This is a genomic window from Ruegeria arenilitoris (assembly GCF_013035425.1).
In the GTDB taxonomy this organism is placed as follows: Bacteria; Pseudomonadota; Alphaproteobacteria; order Rhodobacterales; family Rhodobacteraceae; genus Ruegeria; species Ruegeria arenilitoris_A.
The window spans coordinates 181627-198049 of record NZ_WQHX01000001.1 but is presented as its reverse complement, the minus strand read 5'-3'; the positions used below and the strand labels follow the sequence as shown (position 1 = coordinate 198049).

14 protein-coding genes are annotated in these 16423 nt (G+C 53.4%); 2 read left to right on the top strand and 12 right to left on the bottom strand.

From position 1 onward, the window contains the following. Genes GOV45_RS00960 through GOV45_RS00935 form a run of 6 tightly spaced genes read right to left on the bottom strand, consistent with a single transcriptional unit; the run spans position 1 to position 5928 of the window. On the bottom strand, positions 1–387 hold the full coding sequence (locus GOV45_RS00960; RefSeq protein ID WP_170473005.1) for a Na+/H+ antiporter subunit G: 387 nt from the start codon (positions 385–387) through the stop codon (positions 1–3). Positions 388–394: 7 nt separating this feature from the next. After that, on the bottom strand, positions 395–664 hold the full coding sequence (locus GOV45_RS00955) for a K+/H+ antiporter subunit F (protein ID WP_170473003.1): 270 nt from the start codon (positions 662–664) through the stop codon (positions 395–397). Further along, complete coding sequence (locus GOV45_RS00950; RefSeq protein ID WP_170473002.1) at positions 661–1158, bottom strand: Na+/H+ antiporter subunit E; 498 nt, start codon at positions 1156–1158, stop codon at positions 661–663. The genes GOV45_RS00955 and GOV45_RS00950 overlap by 4 nt, the downstream gene beginning before the upstream one ends. Next, positions 1158–2702, bottom strand: coding sequence for a monovalent cation/H+ antiporter subunit D (locus tag GOV45_RS00945; protein ID WP_170473000.1), 1545 nt, complete (start codon positions 2700–2702; stop codon positions 1158–1160). Before GOV45_RS00945 ends, GOV45_RS00950 begins: the two co-directional genes overlap by 1 nt. After that, positions 2699–3058 carry a Na+/H+ antiporter subunit C gene (locus GOV45_RS00940; RefSeq protein ID WP_170472998.1) on the bottom strand — a complete coding sequence of 120 codons (360 nt, stop codon included), beginning with the start codon at positions 3056–3058 and terminating at the stop codon, positions 2699–2701. The genes GOV45_RS00945 and GOV45_RS00940 overlap by 4 nt, the downstream gene beginning before the upstream one ends. Further along, a complete protein-coding gene (locus GOV45_RS00935; RefSeq protein ID WP_170472995.1) occupies positions 3058–5928 on the bottom strand; it encodes a monovalent cation/H+ antiporter subunit A in 2871 nt (956 codons plus the stop codon). The genes GOV45_RS00940 and GOV45_RS00935 overlap by 1 nt, the downstream gene beginning before the upstream one ends. Positions 5929–6152: 224 nt before the next feature. Between GOV45_RS00935 and GOV45_RS00930 the strand changes: the two genes are divergently transcribed. Further along, a complete protein-coding gene (locus tag GOV45_RS00930; RefSeq protein ID WP_367648641.1) occupies positions 6153–6623 on the top strand; it encodes a rhodanese-like domain-containing protein in 471 nt (156 codons plus the stop codon). Next, positions 6623–7438, top strand: a complete 816-nt coding sequence (locus GOV45_RS00925; RefSeq protein ID WP_170472990.1) for an alpha/beta hydrolase family esterase — start codon at positions 6623–6625, stop codon at positions 7436–7438. The genes GOV45_RS00930 and GOV45_RS00925 overlap by 1 nt, the downstream gene beginning before the upstream one ends. On the opposite strand, the gene mdoH is transcribed toward GOV45_RS00925, so the two are convergent. From mdoH to GOV45_RS00895, 6 genes are all read right to left on the bottom strand, one after another. Further along, positions 7439–9310 carry a glucans biosynthesis glucosyltransferase MdoH gene (gene mdoH / locus GOV45_RS00920; RefSeq protein WP_170472987.1) on the bottom strand — a complete coding sequence of 624 codons (1872 nt, stop codon included), beginning with the start codon at positions 9308–9310 and terminating at the stop codon, positions 7439–7441. It abuts the gene before it with no gap. After that, positions 9307–10806 (bottom strand): glucan biosynthesis protein, encoded by a 1500-nt coding sequence (locus tag GOV45_RS00915; RefSeq protein ID WP_170475313.1) that lies wholly within the window; start codon positions 10804–10806, stop codon positions 9307–9309. Before GOV45_RS00915 ends, mdoH begins: the two co-directional genes overlap by 4 nt. Next, positions 10803–12020, bottom strand: a complete 1218-nt coding sequence (locus GOV45_RS00910) for an OpgC family protein (RefSeq protein WP_170472984.1) — start codon at positions 12018–12020, stop codon at positions 10803–10805. The genes GOV45_RS00915 and GOV45_RS00910 overlap by 4 nt, the downstream gene beginning before the upstream one ends. Positions 12021–12049: 29 nt before the next feature. Beyond that, positions 12050–13420 (bottom strand): tetratricopeptide repeat protein, encoded by a 1371-nt coding sequence (locus tag GOV45_RS00905; protein ID WP_170472982.1) that lies wholly within the window; start codon positions 13418–13420, stop codon positions 12050–12052. Positions 13421–13600: 180 nt separating this feature from the next. Beyond that, a complete protein-coding gene (locus GOV45_RS00900; protein ID WP_170472980.1) occupies positions 13601–14785 on the bottom strand; it encodes a CaiB/BaiF CoA transferase family protein in 1185 nt (394 codons plus the stop codon). Further along, positions 14772–16391, bottom strand: a complete 1620-nt coding sequence (locus GOV45_RS00895) for a thiamine pyrophosphate-binding protein (RefSeq protein ID WP_170472977.1) — start codon at positions 16389–16391, stop codon at positions 14772–14774. Before GOV45_RS00895 ends, GOV45_RS00900 begins: the two co-directional genes overlap by 14 nt. Positions 16392–16423 lie beyond the last annotated feature (32 nt).

Here is a 16423-nt window from a genome sequence, read left to right as displayed (position 1 = left end):
TTACTTCGCGCTGTGCTCGGGCACGTCTTCGACCTGTTCAACCGCATGAGTTGCCCACAGTTCATCCTCGCCCGCATCCGGCAGATCGACGGGCTTTTCATGCCTGTGTATATGCCACTTGGCAATAAACAGGGCCGTGATCGGAGCCGTAAGGAACAAAAACAGGGTAATAAGCAACTCGTGTAAAGACAGCTGTCCTTCGATCAAACCTGAGTGAAAAATAGATGCAAGCAATACGCCGCCGACGCCCAGAGTTGTCGCCTTGGTTGGCGCGTGCAGACGGGACATTGGGTCTTTCAGTTTTATCATTCCAAACGACCCGACAAAGCCAAAGATACCTGAAACGATTAAGAAAAATGAGATGAGGATTTCGAACAGGAGCTGCATCATAGCCTCACTCGATAATGTTGCCGCGCAGCATAAACCGCGCGTAGGCCACTGTAGAAACGAAACCAAGCATTGCGATTATCATGGCAGCCTCGAAAAATATTTCTGTGCCCAACCTGAGTCCATAAAGGATTATCAAGGCGATCGTATTGATTACCATAGTGTCGAGCGCCAGAACGCGGGTGCCAACACCCTCGGCGCTGATGATCCGCCAAAGGCACAAAATGATCGCCGCGCCAAAACAAGAAAAAGCAAAGTAAGTCGCATAGGTGATCATTCGAAAATCTCCTTTAGGCGGCGTTCGTAGCGTTGTTTGATTTGATCACGAACCGCATTCGGGTCGGGGCTATCAAGACAATGAACCAAAAGGTTGTGACCTTGTGCCGACAGGTCGCAACTGACAGTGCCGGGCGTCATTGTAATTGTTCCAGCCAGTACAGTGATTGCCTCGGGCGTTCGCAATTCCAACGGGATAGACACCCAGTTAGGTTGTCGGTCAGCATTGCGTTTGAAAAGTATGATGCGGGCAACAGTGATGTTGGCAATGACAATATCCCAAAGAACGACCAGCATGTACTCTACCACCATCGGCCAGTTACGCAGTTTCGGTCTGTCCGGCCAATAGGGTTGCGTAATGAATGGAATAATAATTCCGAGGATCAAACCAAAAACCAGCGAGTTCAGCGAAGGTTTGTTCGCCAAAAGGATCCAAACCAACGTCAAAAGAAATGTCAGGTGAGGGTGGGGGAATATACGGCGGAGCAGTTTCATCACTGTTCTCCTCCCAATACAGCCGAAATGTAGTTTTCGGGCGTGAACAATTGCTCAGCCGTGTTGCTGGCGTATTGAAGCGCAGGACCCGCAAAAAGGGTCAACAGGACAAGCCCTATAACTAGTCCAAAAACGGCTGAAAAAGTCAAACCGGGCATAGGTTCGGGTGCAGGCGGATGCGGAATTTCTTCCTGATTTTCTGGGTCGGCCTCAGTGTTGTGTTGGGCGTCATGGCTTTTCCAGAAAATCAATGACCCGGCTCTGGCGAGGCCCACAATCGTCACGAAGGATCCGATTAGGATCACGGCCCATACAGCATGGGTGTTGGAAGCATCGCGCGTGGCATCAAGCACCAGCAACTTGCCAATGAAACCGGACAATGGCGGCATTCCGGCCATAGCGATGGCGCCCACAAAAAACAGCGCCGCAATCAACCCGCCTTGCGGCATTGGTGCCACGGGTCTGATCGCACCGGTCTGGCGTTGCATCACCAAATCGGCGACAAGGAACAACAAGGCGGTCGCCAGTGTCGAGTGGAAGACGTAATAAAGCGCCGCAGCGGTTGCGGCCTCATTAAACAGCGATATGGCGATCAAAAGGGTTCCCATCGACGCGATGGCACAAAAAGCAACCATGCGTGCAATATGCTGTGATCCAAGTATACCGATTGTGCCGACGGCCAGCGTCAACAACGCTGCTGGCACCAACCATTCTCCAGCTAACCCCTCCGAAACAGGGAGCTCTGGCCCAAACACGAGAGTATACACCCGAAGGATAGAATATGCGCCGACTTTGGTCATAATCGCAAAAAGAGCCGCGACTGGTAAGGGCGCGTTTGCATAGCTGGAAGGAAGCCAGAAATGCAGTGGCAGAACAGCGGCCTTGATACAGAACACCAACAGTAACAGGACTGCACCAACCCGCAAAAGCGCGGTATCTTCAGGCGGAATTTCAGCTACGCGCACCGCAAGGTCCGCCATGTTCAGGGTTCCCGTCACTGCGTATATCGTGCCCAGAGCAAACAGAAACAGGGTCGAACCCAACAGGTTATAAGCTACATATTGCACTCCCGCCTTTAGTCGGATCGCGCCGCCGCCATGTGTCATCAACCCGTAAGATGCGATCAGAAGCACTTCGAAAAAGACAAATAGGTTGAATGCGTCTCCGGTCAGGAAAGCACCGCATACGCCCATCAGCTGAAACTGGAACAGCGAGTGGAAGTGTTTTCCCCTATCATCCCAACCCGACGCTATTGCATATAAGACGATCGGCAGGGCCAGCAGTGCTGTCAGCAGGACCATCATGGCGGACATACGGTCCAATACTAAGACAATACCAAAAGGTGCGGGCCAATTTCCCAGCTCGTAGACTTGAATTACATCGCCACTTGCCTGGGCCGTGATGGTCAACGCGATTCCCAGCAGTCCCACAACCCCAGCTACGGAAAATATACGTTGGAGATCAAGGTGGTAGCGCAGGACCATAATTATAAATGGGGCCAGGATCGCGGGGAGGACGATCGGCGCAACGATCCAGTGGTTCATGCGTCATCTCCCGGCGCATCCACAACGTCCTGCGCCGTCATGTCGATGTGGTCATCTTTTGATGACAAATAGGCACTTAACGCGATCATCACGATAACGGCCGTCATTCCAAAGGATATCACGATTGCTGTAAGCACAAGCGCCTGGGGCAGTGGATCGGTGTACGGGACATCTTTGTACTTGTTTAAAACCGCTGGCGCATTGAGTGCCAGCCTGCCGGTAGCGAACAGGAATACGTTGACAGCATACGTAATGAGGGAGAGGCCTAGAATAACCGGAAAAGTCCTGCGACGAAGGATCAGGAAAATACCAGCGGCAGTCATGACGCCAACGGCAGAGGCTACAAGCGCTTCCATCAGGCCTGCTCCTTTTCATTTTCATCTTCCGGCGGATCATCCCGCAGCGGGTTGATATCCATCGGAAATTCTTGGGCCATGCCCGGTTGCCACGCAAATCGGGACAGGCTGTCCAGCGCCAACATAACGGCACCAAGAACTGCCAGGAAAACACCGGTATCGAACAAGATTGCGGTGGCCCATTCGAACTCTTCAAGAGGTGGCCAGTGGATATAACCAAAGTCGCTGGTCAGGAACGGACGTTCATTGAACCATGCCCCCAGACCGGTGGCAGCAGCAATGAGAACACCCCAACCGATAGTTCCGTGATAATAGAACCTTTGGCGCTCTATAGCCCAGGTATAGCCGCTGGCCATGTATTGCATCAGGAATGCGATCGCCACGATCAGGCCGGCGATAAAACCTCCGCCGGGCTGATTGTGGCCGCGGAAAAAGATGTAGGCACCTACCATCAAGGCAATCGGCATCATTACCCTGGTTGCAACAACCATCATCAGCGGGTGTGAGTCCCCGGATTGCGGCCAATGCGGTTTGCGGTTCAAAAGGTAGGCGCGCACGTTGGTGCTCAGAACAGCTTCGGTGAGCGCAAAAATGATGAGGGCGGCGATACCCAGTACGATGATTTCGCCAAATGTATCAAAACCCCGGAAATCTACCAAAATCACGTTAACCACATTGGTGCCCCCGCCGCCTTTGTAAGAGTTCGACAAATGGAACTCCGAAATTGTCGGAAAGGCGAAATCGCGCATCATCAGGGCATAGATCAACCCACCCGCGCCAATTCCGGCCACTACTGAGATTACGGCATCTCGCCAACGGCGCGGCGCCGTACTGTCCCATGGTGTTTCGGTAGGTAGAAAGTTCAGCGACAGCAACAGCAGGATCATCGTGACAACTTCGACCGAGATCTGGGTCAGCGCCAAATCTGGTGCCGAAAGATAGTTAAACGCCATTGACACGATTAGACCGACAACACCGATAAGAACCAGCGATAGCAGCCGGTTGCGGTGGAACCACATAATCGCCAGCGTTGCACCAACAAGGCAAATCCAACCAATAATTGGAATGGTTTGCGCAGGCAGAGGAACACGCGTCTCAACTCCGATCGTTCCACTGGAATATGCGTAAATTCCAAGCCCAACAGTAAAGATCACAAAGATGACCGCGTAGCGGCTTAAAACACCATTGTGCAGTTCGTCTGTGATCCATCGGCTTAGCTTTGTCAGCGCGAGTATGACCGCGTCAAAGATGGTCTTGGCTTCTGGGCGGGGTAGTACGTTCCACAGATGGTCTGCTCGGCGGTAGAGCGACAACAGGAAAAGACCGCCAAGAACCGCGACAATCGACATGTAAAGTGCCGGGGTAAAACCATGCCAAAGCTTCAGCGAGTAATAAGGTAGTTTTTCTCCGCCAATAACCGCACTGGAGACAACTGCAACCAGAGGTCCGACAATGGCGTTGGAGTACAGTCCGATGAGAACAACCAGAACCACAAGAAACGCAGGCGCTAGCCATAATCCGGCCGGAGGGTCATGAGGGTGATGCGGATAATCGTCCCTTTCTGGTCCCAAGAAAACATGACCGACGAACCGGAATGAGTACGCAGCGGAAAACAAGGCGGCTAAAAGGGCAAGCCCTGGCACAAGGTAGTGAGAGTTCAGCCACGTTGTGTGGACCGTTTCCTCAAGCATCATTTCTTTTGAAAGGAAGCCGTTCAATGGCGGCAAACCCGCCATGGAAAGTGCCGCGATTGTTCCGATTGTAAACGTGATTGGCATAAGGTGGCGCAATCCACCCAAACGTTTAATATCGCGCGTTCCGGTTTCGTGATCGACTATCCCGGCGGTCATAAAAAGTGCAGCCTTGAAGGTCGCGTGGTTTATTATGTGAAACACGGCTGCTACAGCTGCAAATTTGGTGCCGAAACCCAGCAGCATTGTGACCAGCCCCAAATGCGAAACGGTCGAGAACGCCAACAGCGCCTTCAAGTCATCCTTGAACAGTGCAATGACCGCCCCGATCAGCATAGTTACCAGACCTGTTGTCGCAACGATGTAAAACCAAGCATCGGTCCCAGCCAGTACTGGCCACATCCTCGCCATCAAAAACAGGCCAGCCTTCACCATAGTGGCAGAGTGCAGATAGGCCGAAACGGGGGTTGGCGCGGCCATGGCGTGCGGAAGCCAAAAATGAAACGGAAACTGTGCCGATTTGGTAAAACAACCTAAAAGGATAAGGATCAGTGCCGGAAGGTAATAGGGCGAGGACTGAACGAGTTCTTTGTTCTGCAAAATAACGCTGAGGTCGTAAGAGCCCACAATGTTACCTAGTATCAACATACCAGCAATCATCGCGAGACCACCTGAACCTGTGACGGCCAATGCCATCCGAGCACCCTGTCGACCCTCGGGCAGGTGCTTCCAATATCCGATCAGCAGGAATGAACTTAGCGATGTAAGCTCCCAGAAAATAAGCAGAAGAAGGATGTTATCGGAAAGAACGATCCCGACCATAGCACCCTGGAAAAGCAGCAGATAAGTGTAGAACTGCCCCATCGGGTCTTCGCGCGACAGGTAAAACCGCGCATACAAAATAATCAGCAGCCCGATACCAAGTATCAACAAAGCAAACAGGAAACCTAAACCGTCCAGCATGAAGTTTGCGTTGAGACCCAGCCCCGGTATCCAGTCGAACCGGGCCGTGACAATTTCACCCCGCATAACGCTTGGAATGTGGATCAAAAGTCCCATTAAGGCCAAAAAAGTCGTCAAGCCTGCTGCGGAGGCTGCCGCGTTGCGTCCCGCGCGGATCAGCAAAGCGGGAAAGACAGCTCCAAGAAATGGAAGGGCCGCGATAAGGAATAGGGACAATTGCGATACTCCGGTCTGAGCGGTCAGTCTGGTCCAAATTAGTACGGATAATTTTATGACTGTCCAGATATTGCAAATTTTTCATTGCGTTCTAAGGCAAGGCTTCAGTGCAGCGTACAAGGAAATTTTTCTGACGGGAACTTGATGCGTCTGACGCAAATCTCTGACGGCAAATGGAAACGCGATATGGTAGAGTTCGTTTTGTCGAGACAGGAGGTTATTGCGTGAAGCAATTGACAAAACGGACGCGACGATGGGTTATTCTGGGAACCGGTGCGGCAATTGCCGGTGGCATTGCAATTCGCGAATACCGTCTTACCCCGCAAGATTATCCGGGAGAACAACTCGCGGTCGCGGACGCCCACGAACGGGCCGTATCCGGTGACATTTTGTTGTTAGACATTCGGACACCAAAGGAGTGGCGGTCGACCGGAATCGGCGAGGGCGCGTATCCGCTAGATATGCGGCGCGAAGATTTTTCCCAAGTACTGACCGATCTTTTGGAGGGTGATCAAAACAAACCTGTAGCACTAATTTGTGCACGCGGGGTTCGCTCTGCACGACTCAGCAACGAACTGACCGAAGCTGGTTTCGTCAGGATTATCGACGTGCCCGAGGGCATGTTGGGGTCTGCTGCCGGGCCAGGATGGGTCCGCGCTGGATTGCCGGTCAAAAATTACGAGGAAAATGTTTGATGGCAGTAAAACCATTTTTGGTGGCTTGTATTGCTTTGTCGGCACATTCTGCGAATGCCGCGTGCGACGCAGAAAAAGGGATGTGTGAGACCGCAAATGGCGGGTATCAGATCGAACTGCCAGACGCGGAAAGTCCGCCGTTATTAGTTTTTTTGCACGGATATGGAGGAACAGGCACTGGAACGATGAAAAATCGGGGCATGGTCGAACCCCTCTTAGAAAGGGGCTATGCGGTGATGGCTCCGGAAGGTGCAATGCGCAATGGACGGCAGAGCTGGAATTTTTTTCCCGGTTGGGAAGGGCGCGACGAAACAGCATTTTTAACCGAAGTGGTTCAGGATGCCGCTGACCGTTTCGGAATAGACACCACTCGGGTCTTGTTGGGCGGATTTTCTGCGGGTGGGTTCATGGTCAATTACCTGGCTTGCCATGCACCCGGAACGTTTTCGGCCTATGTTCCCGTCTCAGGCGGGTTTTGGCGTCCGCATCCCGAAGAGTGCAATGGTCCTGTGCGATTGTTTCACACCCATGGTTGGACCGACAACGTAGTTCCATTAGAGGGGCGCATATTGGGCGGAGGCCGCTTCCATCAGGGTGATATTTTTGTGGGCCTGGAAATCTGGCGCGAGGCCAACGAATGCGCGGATACAAAGCCAAGCGGGTTTGGAACAACTGACCAGTTCATGCTCCGAAAATGGAATGGTTGCGCCGATGGTGCCGCGTTAGAGTTTGCTCTTTTCCCCGGCGGTCATAATGTACCTCAGGGATGGGCCGACATGGTGTTGGATTGGTACGAAGATTTACCCGGAAGCTGATTATTCAGCCGGGTTTAACGTTTGTTTTCCTTCGATTAGGCGCTTGAGTTCGTTTCTGTGCTGACGGGCAGATCGCGTAATAGCGGGCTCTTTGAAATCTTCGCGTGTTCCTACCATGTGGCGGGCGGCGCCCACGGAAACACCGCTGAACGCAGATAGCGGAATGGCCATCGCCAAGCTTATCGCAATTGGCGCCAACCAAACCGACACAAGGCCGGCCACGATTCCTGCGGCTAAGAACAAACCGCTGATTGTCTCCAATGCATGGCAGAACGCGAGAGTCCGCAGGCTGTAAGAACCGCCGTCGCGGATCTGCGGTGACCAACCACGCTGAATGCCCAAAACTGTCCGAAAAACAGCGATCATTTGCTGCACCATAAGGATCGGGGCGTAAAGGATTGACAGTACGACTTCGGAAGCGAAAGAAACGGCAAATCGTACCCCACTGCCGAATTCGGTGTATCGCACCCCGCTTAATGGCAAAGCGAGGACACCGAGGATTTTGGGCGCAAGAAGCATGCCGTACATCACGAGAATGATCAGAACGTGGCGTGTTTCAGACATCTCGGGCCATTGGGGAAATAATGGGTTGTCAGGACTGAAGTAATGAAGAACTGACGCATCCTTGCCTTGACCGATAACGGCCCACATGACCAACAGAGCGAACCAGAGCGGGGACATCAGGTAGCCAACGGCTCCGTGGAACATATGGAAGCGTGACACCACGCGAAACCCGGTCGAGCCCAGCAGCTTTAGGTGCTGCAGATTGCCCTGGCACCAACGACGATCACGCATTGCATGGTCGATAAGGGTAGGGGGCGTTTCTTCATATGAGCCGCGAATACGCGGTAGAAACCGAACGCCCCAACCTGCGCGCCGCAGCAATCCAGCCTCGACAAAATCGTGGCTCATAATCAGCTTTTCCTGGCCATTGATCGATCTTATCTTTGGCAGGCCGGCGCAATTCGCGAACGCCTTTGTTCGTATGATCGCATTGTGGCCCCAATAATTGCCTTCTTGTCCGCACCAACGGGCCAAACCTTCAGCAAATGCTATGCCGTAGACCCCGTTGGCAAATTGCTGCATGCGAGCAAAGACTGATTGCGCTCCGATCAGCTGTGGATAGCTCTGGATCAGACCAGCGCCGGTGTCTCGAGCCAATGAGTCAGTCAAGCGCATAATGGCGCGACCAGTCATCAGGCTGTCCGCATCCAAAACCAGCATTGCATCCCAATCTGCACCCCAACGGCTTACCCAGTCGCCAATGTTGCCAACCTTGCGGTCGGTGTTTTGTTCGCGCCGACGGTAATAAAGTTCTAGCCCAGGCGCCAATCTCGTGCGCAGTGCTTCGATACTAGCCTGTTCCTGTGCCGCGATTTCGGGGTCTCGGGTGTCCGACAGAATAAACATCGCAAAGTGATGCTGCCCGCTGCGTTCGCGCAACTCTTCCAACATGGTTCGGGCATTGCCCAGGACAAACCAAGGAACCTCATTATAAATCGGCATTAAAAGAGCTACGCGCAGCGGTTCAGGGCGGCCTTCGCGTTTAGTTATTTCCAGTCGCGACAAGGAAATCATGCCGAGCAAAACCGTGCATACGGTGAAGGAAATCCAAAAGAAGTTGAACGATATCAATGCAAGCAAGATGCCTTCGATCAGGTTTATCCCTTCGGCAGCGAACCAATCGGACATTACCCACAAAAGGGCCAGGGTCGCCGCCATTGCTGGCGAAAAGGCGAGAGCCCGCCAAAACCCTATCAATTGATTATTTGGTGCGTAAGGAACGTGAGAATCCCGAAAATCAGCGCCGAAATTCTGCGCTGGCATCGCCAGAGGTGCTTCTGGCGGCATTATCTGCAAATCGCGATTCATGCAGTCCATCTGTACAGCCAGACTTCGGATGCAGGCTGTTTGCCGACCAGTAGCTGCGCACGTAATTCTACGTGGTCCCGATCGCCAGGTTCGAACGAGAATGCAAGCCGAACACCGCCTGTGTCTGGGTTGCGTTGCAGTACCCCGTCAGAGGTTTTGGCATGGGGTGAGTTGGCAAAGATCGAGACCGCACTGAGGTCTTCAAACAGGTCGCTGGCCTCAAAATCGATTACGGCAAGACGCCCGTCGCCAAAGGTGTTTTCACCCATCGCCGTGTTGATGACTCGGGGCATTGCGGTGCGCTGAGGTTCTTGCCCCCAGACCAGCATGTAGGAAAGATCGACCTGTGATCCGGCTGCATAGGGCTGGGCAGGGCGCCAATAGGCTACGATGTTGTCATAAATCTCTTGATCCGCAGGGATTTCAACCAATGTTACGGAACCCTTGCCCCAATCACCTTTGGGTTCCACCCACAAGCTGGGTCGCTTGTGATACAGCGCCTCTAGGTCGGCATAGTCCGAAAATTTCCTTTTTCTTTGCAATAGACCGAACCCCAGCGGGTTTTGATCTACGAACGAAGAAATCTGCAGGCGCGCCGGATTGGCCAAAGGCCTCCAAATCACTTCCCCAGCACCATTCCGGATAAGCAGGCCGTCACTGTCGTGTACTGCGGGGCGAAAATCGTCGAACAGGCTGTGATTGGTCTGATCGAACAGGAACATAGATGTGCCTGGGGCGATTCCAACATGGGGCAGTTCCTCGCGTGGGAAAAGTGTCGCCTCGACATCCATAACACAATCAGAACCAGCGGAGACTTTGAAACGATATGCTCCGGTTACGCTTGGACTATCCAATAGTGCGTGGACAACCATCTCTCGCTGCCCGGGTTCGGGACGCTCCAGCCAGAAACGAATGAATTCAGGAAATTCCTCGCCGTCTGGATCTCCTGTTTTCAGGGCTAAACCCCGAGCCGACAGGCCATAGACTTCGTTCAAGCCAATGGCTCGGAAATAGCTAGCGCCCTGAAATACACAGAATTCATCGGTCTTGCCGGGGCGGTGCATTTCCGTGCGCAGGCGTAGGCCGGAGAATCCCAGGGTGTCATCGACAGGCAATTGCGGCACATCTTTGGACTTGTCGAACATGTCCAAATCGAATGCAACCGGGGAAGCCATGCCGCGTTCTACAGTCAAGACCTTTACGGTGCGTGGGAAGTAGAGGCCCGGTGTGAAGAAATCGACGTTAAACGGGGTCTCTGTCTCGTACCAAAGCGCGCGATCAAGGCGAAACCGGATTGAACGGTATTGTTGATAAGTCAGATCCTGCCACTCTTGCGGGACCATCTCGCGTTCGGCATAAGGGCGACTAGCCAGATCACGAGCCAATGCAATGACATCTCTTCGGTCAAAGGGCACTTCGCCTCCTGTGGCGAACGCTGACGGAGCCATGGCCAGAGCAGTACTAGAAGCCAGAAATGCGCGACGTGTGAAATTCATTTTTTCGATTTCCATGGGTGTGATTTGAACCACGCGGCCAGATAGGCCACGCCGATGATCATGGCAAAGCCAATCAAGTTGGCGGCGAATACGCTGGCAACATCCCGCCCAGTCTGATCCAAGCCGACGCCTATAAGTCGAGCTGCAGCCATGGAAAACACAAAGACGGCGAGAGATTGCTGCCCGACCTTGGAGATCACGGCCATAAGCCATTGCCAGATGCGCGCACCTGCACTGTGCCCAGTGGCGATCAGGCGGTGCCCATGTTCACCTGCAGCAACCCAACCCAGATAGGCCAATGAAAGGAAATGGATATAGCGGAACAAGCCAAAGTCTGTCTTGTTGCGTAATTCTTTAGTTAGCGGCCAAACATCGCGAATGCTATCCGCCACACCAGGGGCGATGCCGTCGATCCACATAAAGACTTTCCAGGAACCGAATGGCATCGACAAGATCAGAAATGCCACCGATGCCCAAATCAGCGTCTTCGAGACCGGAGGTGCGGGTATCCAACCTCGCATAAAGGCAAAACCGGTGAAGAACAGCAACTGCCAGCCGAACGGGTTGAAAAACCATTGGCGATCCGACCAAGGCTCAGCGGGTAAAGCAAGAACACCAAATTGCGCCACCAACCATACTGTGGCGGAAGTTAAGGCTACGGCCCAAAAACCAATTCGATAAAGCCCCATGAACAAAGGCATCATGGCAAGGACGACCAGGTACATTGGCAAAATGTCAAAATAGTTCGGGACATATGTCAGAGTGAACAATCCAACCATCTGGGGCATCGGGTCATTAAAAAAATGCTGCAGGTTTAGCGATGACACATAAAACTTTTCAAACAGTCCGGATTGATCCAGTGCAGCCATAGACATGGCAACAAAGAAAAACAGACAGATGTGAGCCCAGTAAACCTGCCAGATGCGAAACGCGACGCGCGCGGTGCCCAGCAACCACCCTTTGCGCATGAACGCTCCGCCAAATGCAATAGCCGAGGCCATGCCCGAACAGAAAACAAATATTTCAGTCGCATCGGAATAACCAAATCGGGCAGGAATCCATCTGGCCCAAGGGTCGTTAGGAATATGTGCGATCAGGATAATGAACATCGCGATTCCACGATAAAAATCCAGCCTTGGATCGCGCGTTCTAGCAGGGGTCGCGGCCGAAACCGAAACCTGCGCGAAATCAGAAGCGGGCGAAACGGTCGCCATACGTTTTCTGTCCTTCTTAGTCTACTTTGTCATTCTGCCGGGACGCTTTGGACGTCGCCGTTATTGCGGGCGGCTTCAATCAATTCGCGACGTGCAAGTGCATAATTGTCCTCGCCGCCTGCTCGTTTCATACGTCGGTCATCTAAAATTCGTTCTGCGTCGTCCAGACGTCCTGCACGCAGGCCGGAATCGATTGTAATCCGTTCAAAAATGTCACGTTGCGCGTGGCTCCCACCAGCCCGTTGCATTGATCCGCGTACGGCACTCAGGTATTCGAAGGCCGCTCCGTACTGCCCGTCGCCAAATGCTTCAAGCCCCTTGGCGGCACCTACGCCCGGATCAGCCATTCGGCCGGTAACGTCATCTTCTGCCGTGCTTGCGTCTTTGTGGATGCGGTGCAAAATTTTGGCTGTCGCGTCCTCTCGGTTGTCGCCGGTCAGAGCTAACAGGTAATGCAAGTCCGCAAATATCAGGCAGCCATCTTCTGTTCTTGTGGCACTCAGGTCGGCCAACTCCTCCCAGCGGTTTCCGACGTTCACACCCTCAAGCTCTAGGCGCGAAAGCAGTGAAGTGGCGTTAGAGATGTCGCGATAGTCATCTGTCTTGTCCTGGCGAATCTGTTGATCATAAAGATCAATCACCTCATCGACCTGTCCCAAGTCTAAGTGCATCAAGGCTTTGTGCCACCAGACGTGATAGCGAAAGTTGTTGCAGTGGGCCCATGCATCTTCACGTCCAGCCAGCCAATTTAGTCCCAAAGCCGCGTTGCCGGTCATGTCATGGACATGCGCCACCGCATGCAACCCCCAGGCGTCGTCCGACACCATCCATAAGGCTTGGCGTCCAGCAATTTCGGCTTTTTCGTAAGCCCCTGTTTCTTCCAGAGCAAAGGCATGGCAGCCCAGCAGATAACCGCGCCCTGCATGATCGGGCGCATAAGCGGGCATAACCCGTTCAATCGACCGTCTCATTCCGTGCGAGTCGCCCAGAACAAAGCGGATCGCGTGGCTGAGCTTCATGGCCAGCGTATCTTCGCGGTGGTTGCGCAGGATTGCTTCGAACTTTTGGACGGCTTGCACATGTTGCCCGTCTAAACACAGTTTCAAGGCTTCCATGTAAAGTTGTTCGCGCTCAGTAACAGGTTGACGTTCCGCTGCGCATTGGGCCGCCGACAACGCTTCGACCGCAACGGGCAGCATTTCGCGGCGGCCAAGCAGAACCATGAATAACCCTTTAACCGCGTGACCCAGTGCAAAATCCGGCTCAAGCTCGAGAACCTTGCCCAAATGCTGAGGTGTGACCGCAGCATGGGCCATGAACCCAAGAAGAACGCCATTCCACGCGTCGACACTCGCCGGCTGCGTCAAGGTGTTCATCTGTCCGAAAACGTCTTGCTTCATGCTTGGGTCCAATCCGATTGAGGTATCTGACACATTTCGATTTATCAGAGTGTGCAGCGGCGTCGTAACAGTATCGACCCTGCTCTCGAATTGGTGAAAGTTCGTGTATGGAAAAAGCGAATAAAACCGCCGATTCAACGACATGTTTCAGCAACTTGCTGCCGAATTAGGCAGAGTGTTTCAATCCTCAAAGGGGTTTTGAGCACTCAAAACAGCATCTGTATCGGCCCCACAAACGGGTGGGGCGCTGCGATAGGTGACAGGTGTCCGCGAAAAGTTAAGCGGATTTCCAATCAGGTTCACGGAACCTGGTTCGGCCTGCATCTTGATCTGCATTTGCCGTGCGGAGACCTGTTCTGTCGCAAAGACTTGATCAATAGATTGAACCGGTCCTACTGGCACCTTCAGTGCTTCCAGACCATAAATAACAGCGTCTGTATCTCGGCCTCGGACAGCAGTGCGCAGCACTGCGTTCAATTCCTCGCGGTGTTCCAGTCTGGACGGGTTGGTTGCGAACCGCGGGTCTACCGCAAGGTCTGGCCTTTCCAAAAACTGGCAAAACCTTTGAAACTGGCTGTCATTCCCTACCGCCAAAATAACATGACCGTCTGCGGTTTCGTAAACGTCGTAAGGCACAATGTTTGGGTGCCCGTTGCCGCGCCGTTGTGGTACATCGCCGGAGGTCAGATAATTTACCCCTTCATTGATCAACCAAGCAACTTGCGTGTCAACCAGAGCCAAATCTATTTGTTGGCCCTCGCCGGTAAGATCGCGGTGGCGCAAAGCGGCGAGAATTCCGACACATGCGTACATGCCGCACATTACGTCGGCAATCCCGACACCTACCTTCATCGGCGCACCGCTAGGGTCCCCGGTCAAGGACATGACACCGCCATAACCTTGTGCCATCAGATCGTAGCCGGGTTTTGAAGCGTTTGGACCAGTCTGCCCATATCCAGAGATTGAGCAATAGACGAGGCCGGGAAACTCTTGCGAAATAGTCTTGTAGTCTAAACCATATTTGGCCAAACCGCCCGGTTTGAAGTTTTCAATCAAAATGTCCGCGTGTGAAGCCAAGCGCCGAATTTGCGCCTGCCCCTCTGGTGTAGCAATATCCAATGCCACCGACTTTTTATTGCGGTTCGATGACATAAAGTAAGCGCTCAGGTCCGAGCGGTTGCCTGCGGCATCCTCGACATAAGGCGGCCCCCACTGACGTGTATCATCGCCCCCAGTCGCAGGGTTTTCAATTTTTATGACGCTGGCACCCAAATCTCCCAGCAATTGTGTGCAAGTAGGTCCAGCCAATATGCGAGACAGGTCCAGAACCTTAACACCTTTCAATGGGCCTTCAGATGCGGCCATCGTAACCTCCGCGGTCGATTTCAGCTGCAATCACGCTGAATTTGTCGGCTTTTATCGCTTCATCTAAGGCGGCGCGAAGTTCCGTGCGATTGCGGACGGTGTGTCCGTAGCCGCCAAATGCCCGGCCAATGGCAGCAAAGTCATGACGGTCGAAGTCCACTCCGCGATTACCCATTTGCCGTTGACGTTGCTTCAACTCGATCAAGGCTAGGCTGGCGTCAACAAAGACCAGGAATATTGGGTTCCCGCCAAGTTCGGCTGCGGTCGATAATTCTCCTGCAATCATCAGGAAACCGGCGTCACCGGAAAAGCTGATCACAGGGCGATCGGGTTCCGCTAGTTTCAGACCAATCGCCATCGGTAGAGCGCATCCCATTGTGCACAGCGCGGTGGACTGAATTAGGCCGCGCTCTTCGGCACATCGCCACATCTGGCTTAGTAATATTCGATGCGCACCGCTGTCGGCAGCGGCAAGTGTTTCTGGGGGTAATGCGGCGCGGGTTTCGGCGATCACTGCACCCGGCCCCCATTCTTCATCGATTGGAAAGTCCTTTGAAAGAGCAAGTTTAGCGGCATCAGGCTCACCATTTGGCCAAGTTTCACGGGCCGAGGTTCCCTTGGCTATGGCCTCCAGGGTAAATCCGGTATCTGCGACCAGGTTTAAACCAGCTTGATGCATGTAGTGGTCATTGGCTACGGCCGATATATCGATGACCCGTTTGTCCTCTGGGTCCCAAATCTCGCGCCAGCCGGGACGCATTTCGATAGGGTCATAGCCGATACACAGGACAAGATCAGCCTGTTCCACCAGGGGCACCAGATGTTTGTCGGCCAATGGCGACAAGCCCGCGCCGCCAAGGCACAGGGGGTGATCCTCGGGCACAATTCCTTTGGCTTTATAGGTCGTTACGAACGGGATGCCGAAATGTTCCAAAAACGCCTGAACGACACAGCGGGAGCCGTCATACATTACGTCCAGCCCAATTATAGCGATTGGTCGTTCTGCTTCTGACACCCACCGGCGGGCCTTTTCAAGGCACTCGCCTTTCGGTGAGACTGCAGCCGCTTTAGCCAAACGGCGGCGTTTAACATTTTTCACGCGGGTATCGGCAACTGAGATTGGCACATCAATATGGACGGGACCGGGACGAGGTTGATTGGCCAGGGAAACGGCCTTGTCCGTGATTACGTCGGCGCCACGGGCTGTCAAAAGAAACGTACCCTTGGTGATGGATTGGAATACCTGGCCGTGGTCCATCACTTGATGTGTGTAGGTCAGCGCTTCGTCAGCGTCGACACAACCTGTCAACACGATCATAGGCACCCTGTCCTGCATGGCGTTGGCAACGACATTGACCCCATTCATGGCTCCGGGACCTAAAGTTGCTACCAGAATGGCGGGTGCGCCATCTCGATGGTGTACTGCTTCTGCCATAAAGCCGGCTGCATTTTCGTGTTTGGCAAGATGAAAAGCGATACCAGCCTTTTCTAACGCATCCACAAGCGTCAGAACTTCTCCGCCGGGCATACCGAATGCGTGACGACATCCAGCTTCGTAAAGTCTTTGTGCCAAAAGATCCGCAGCGCGGGGCTGAAGGTCCTGCATTGGTCGTGCTCCGATCTATTCACTTCCGAGCA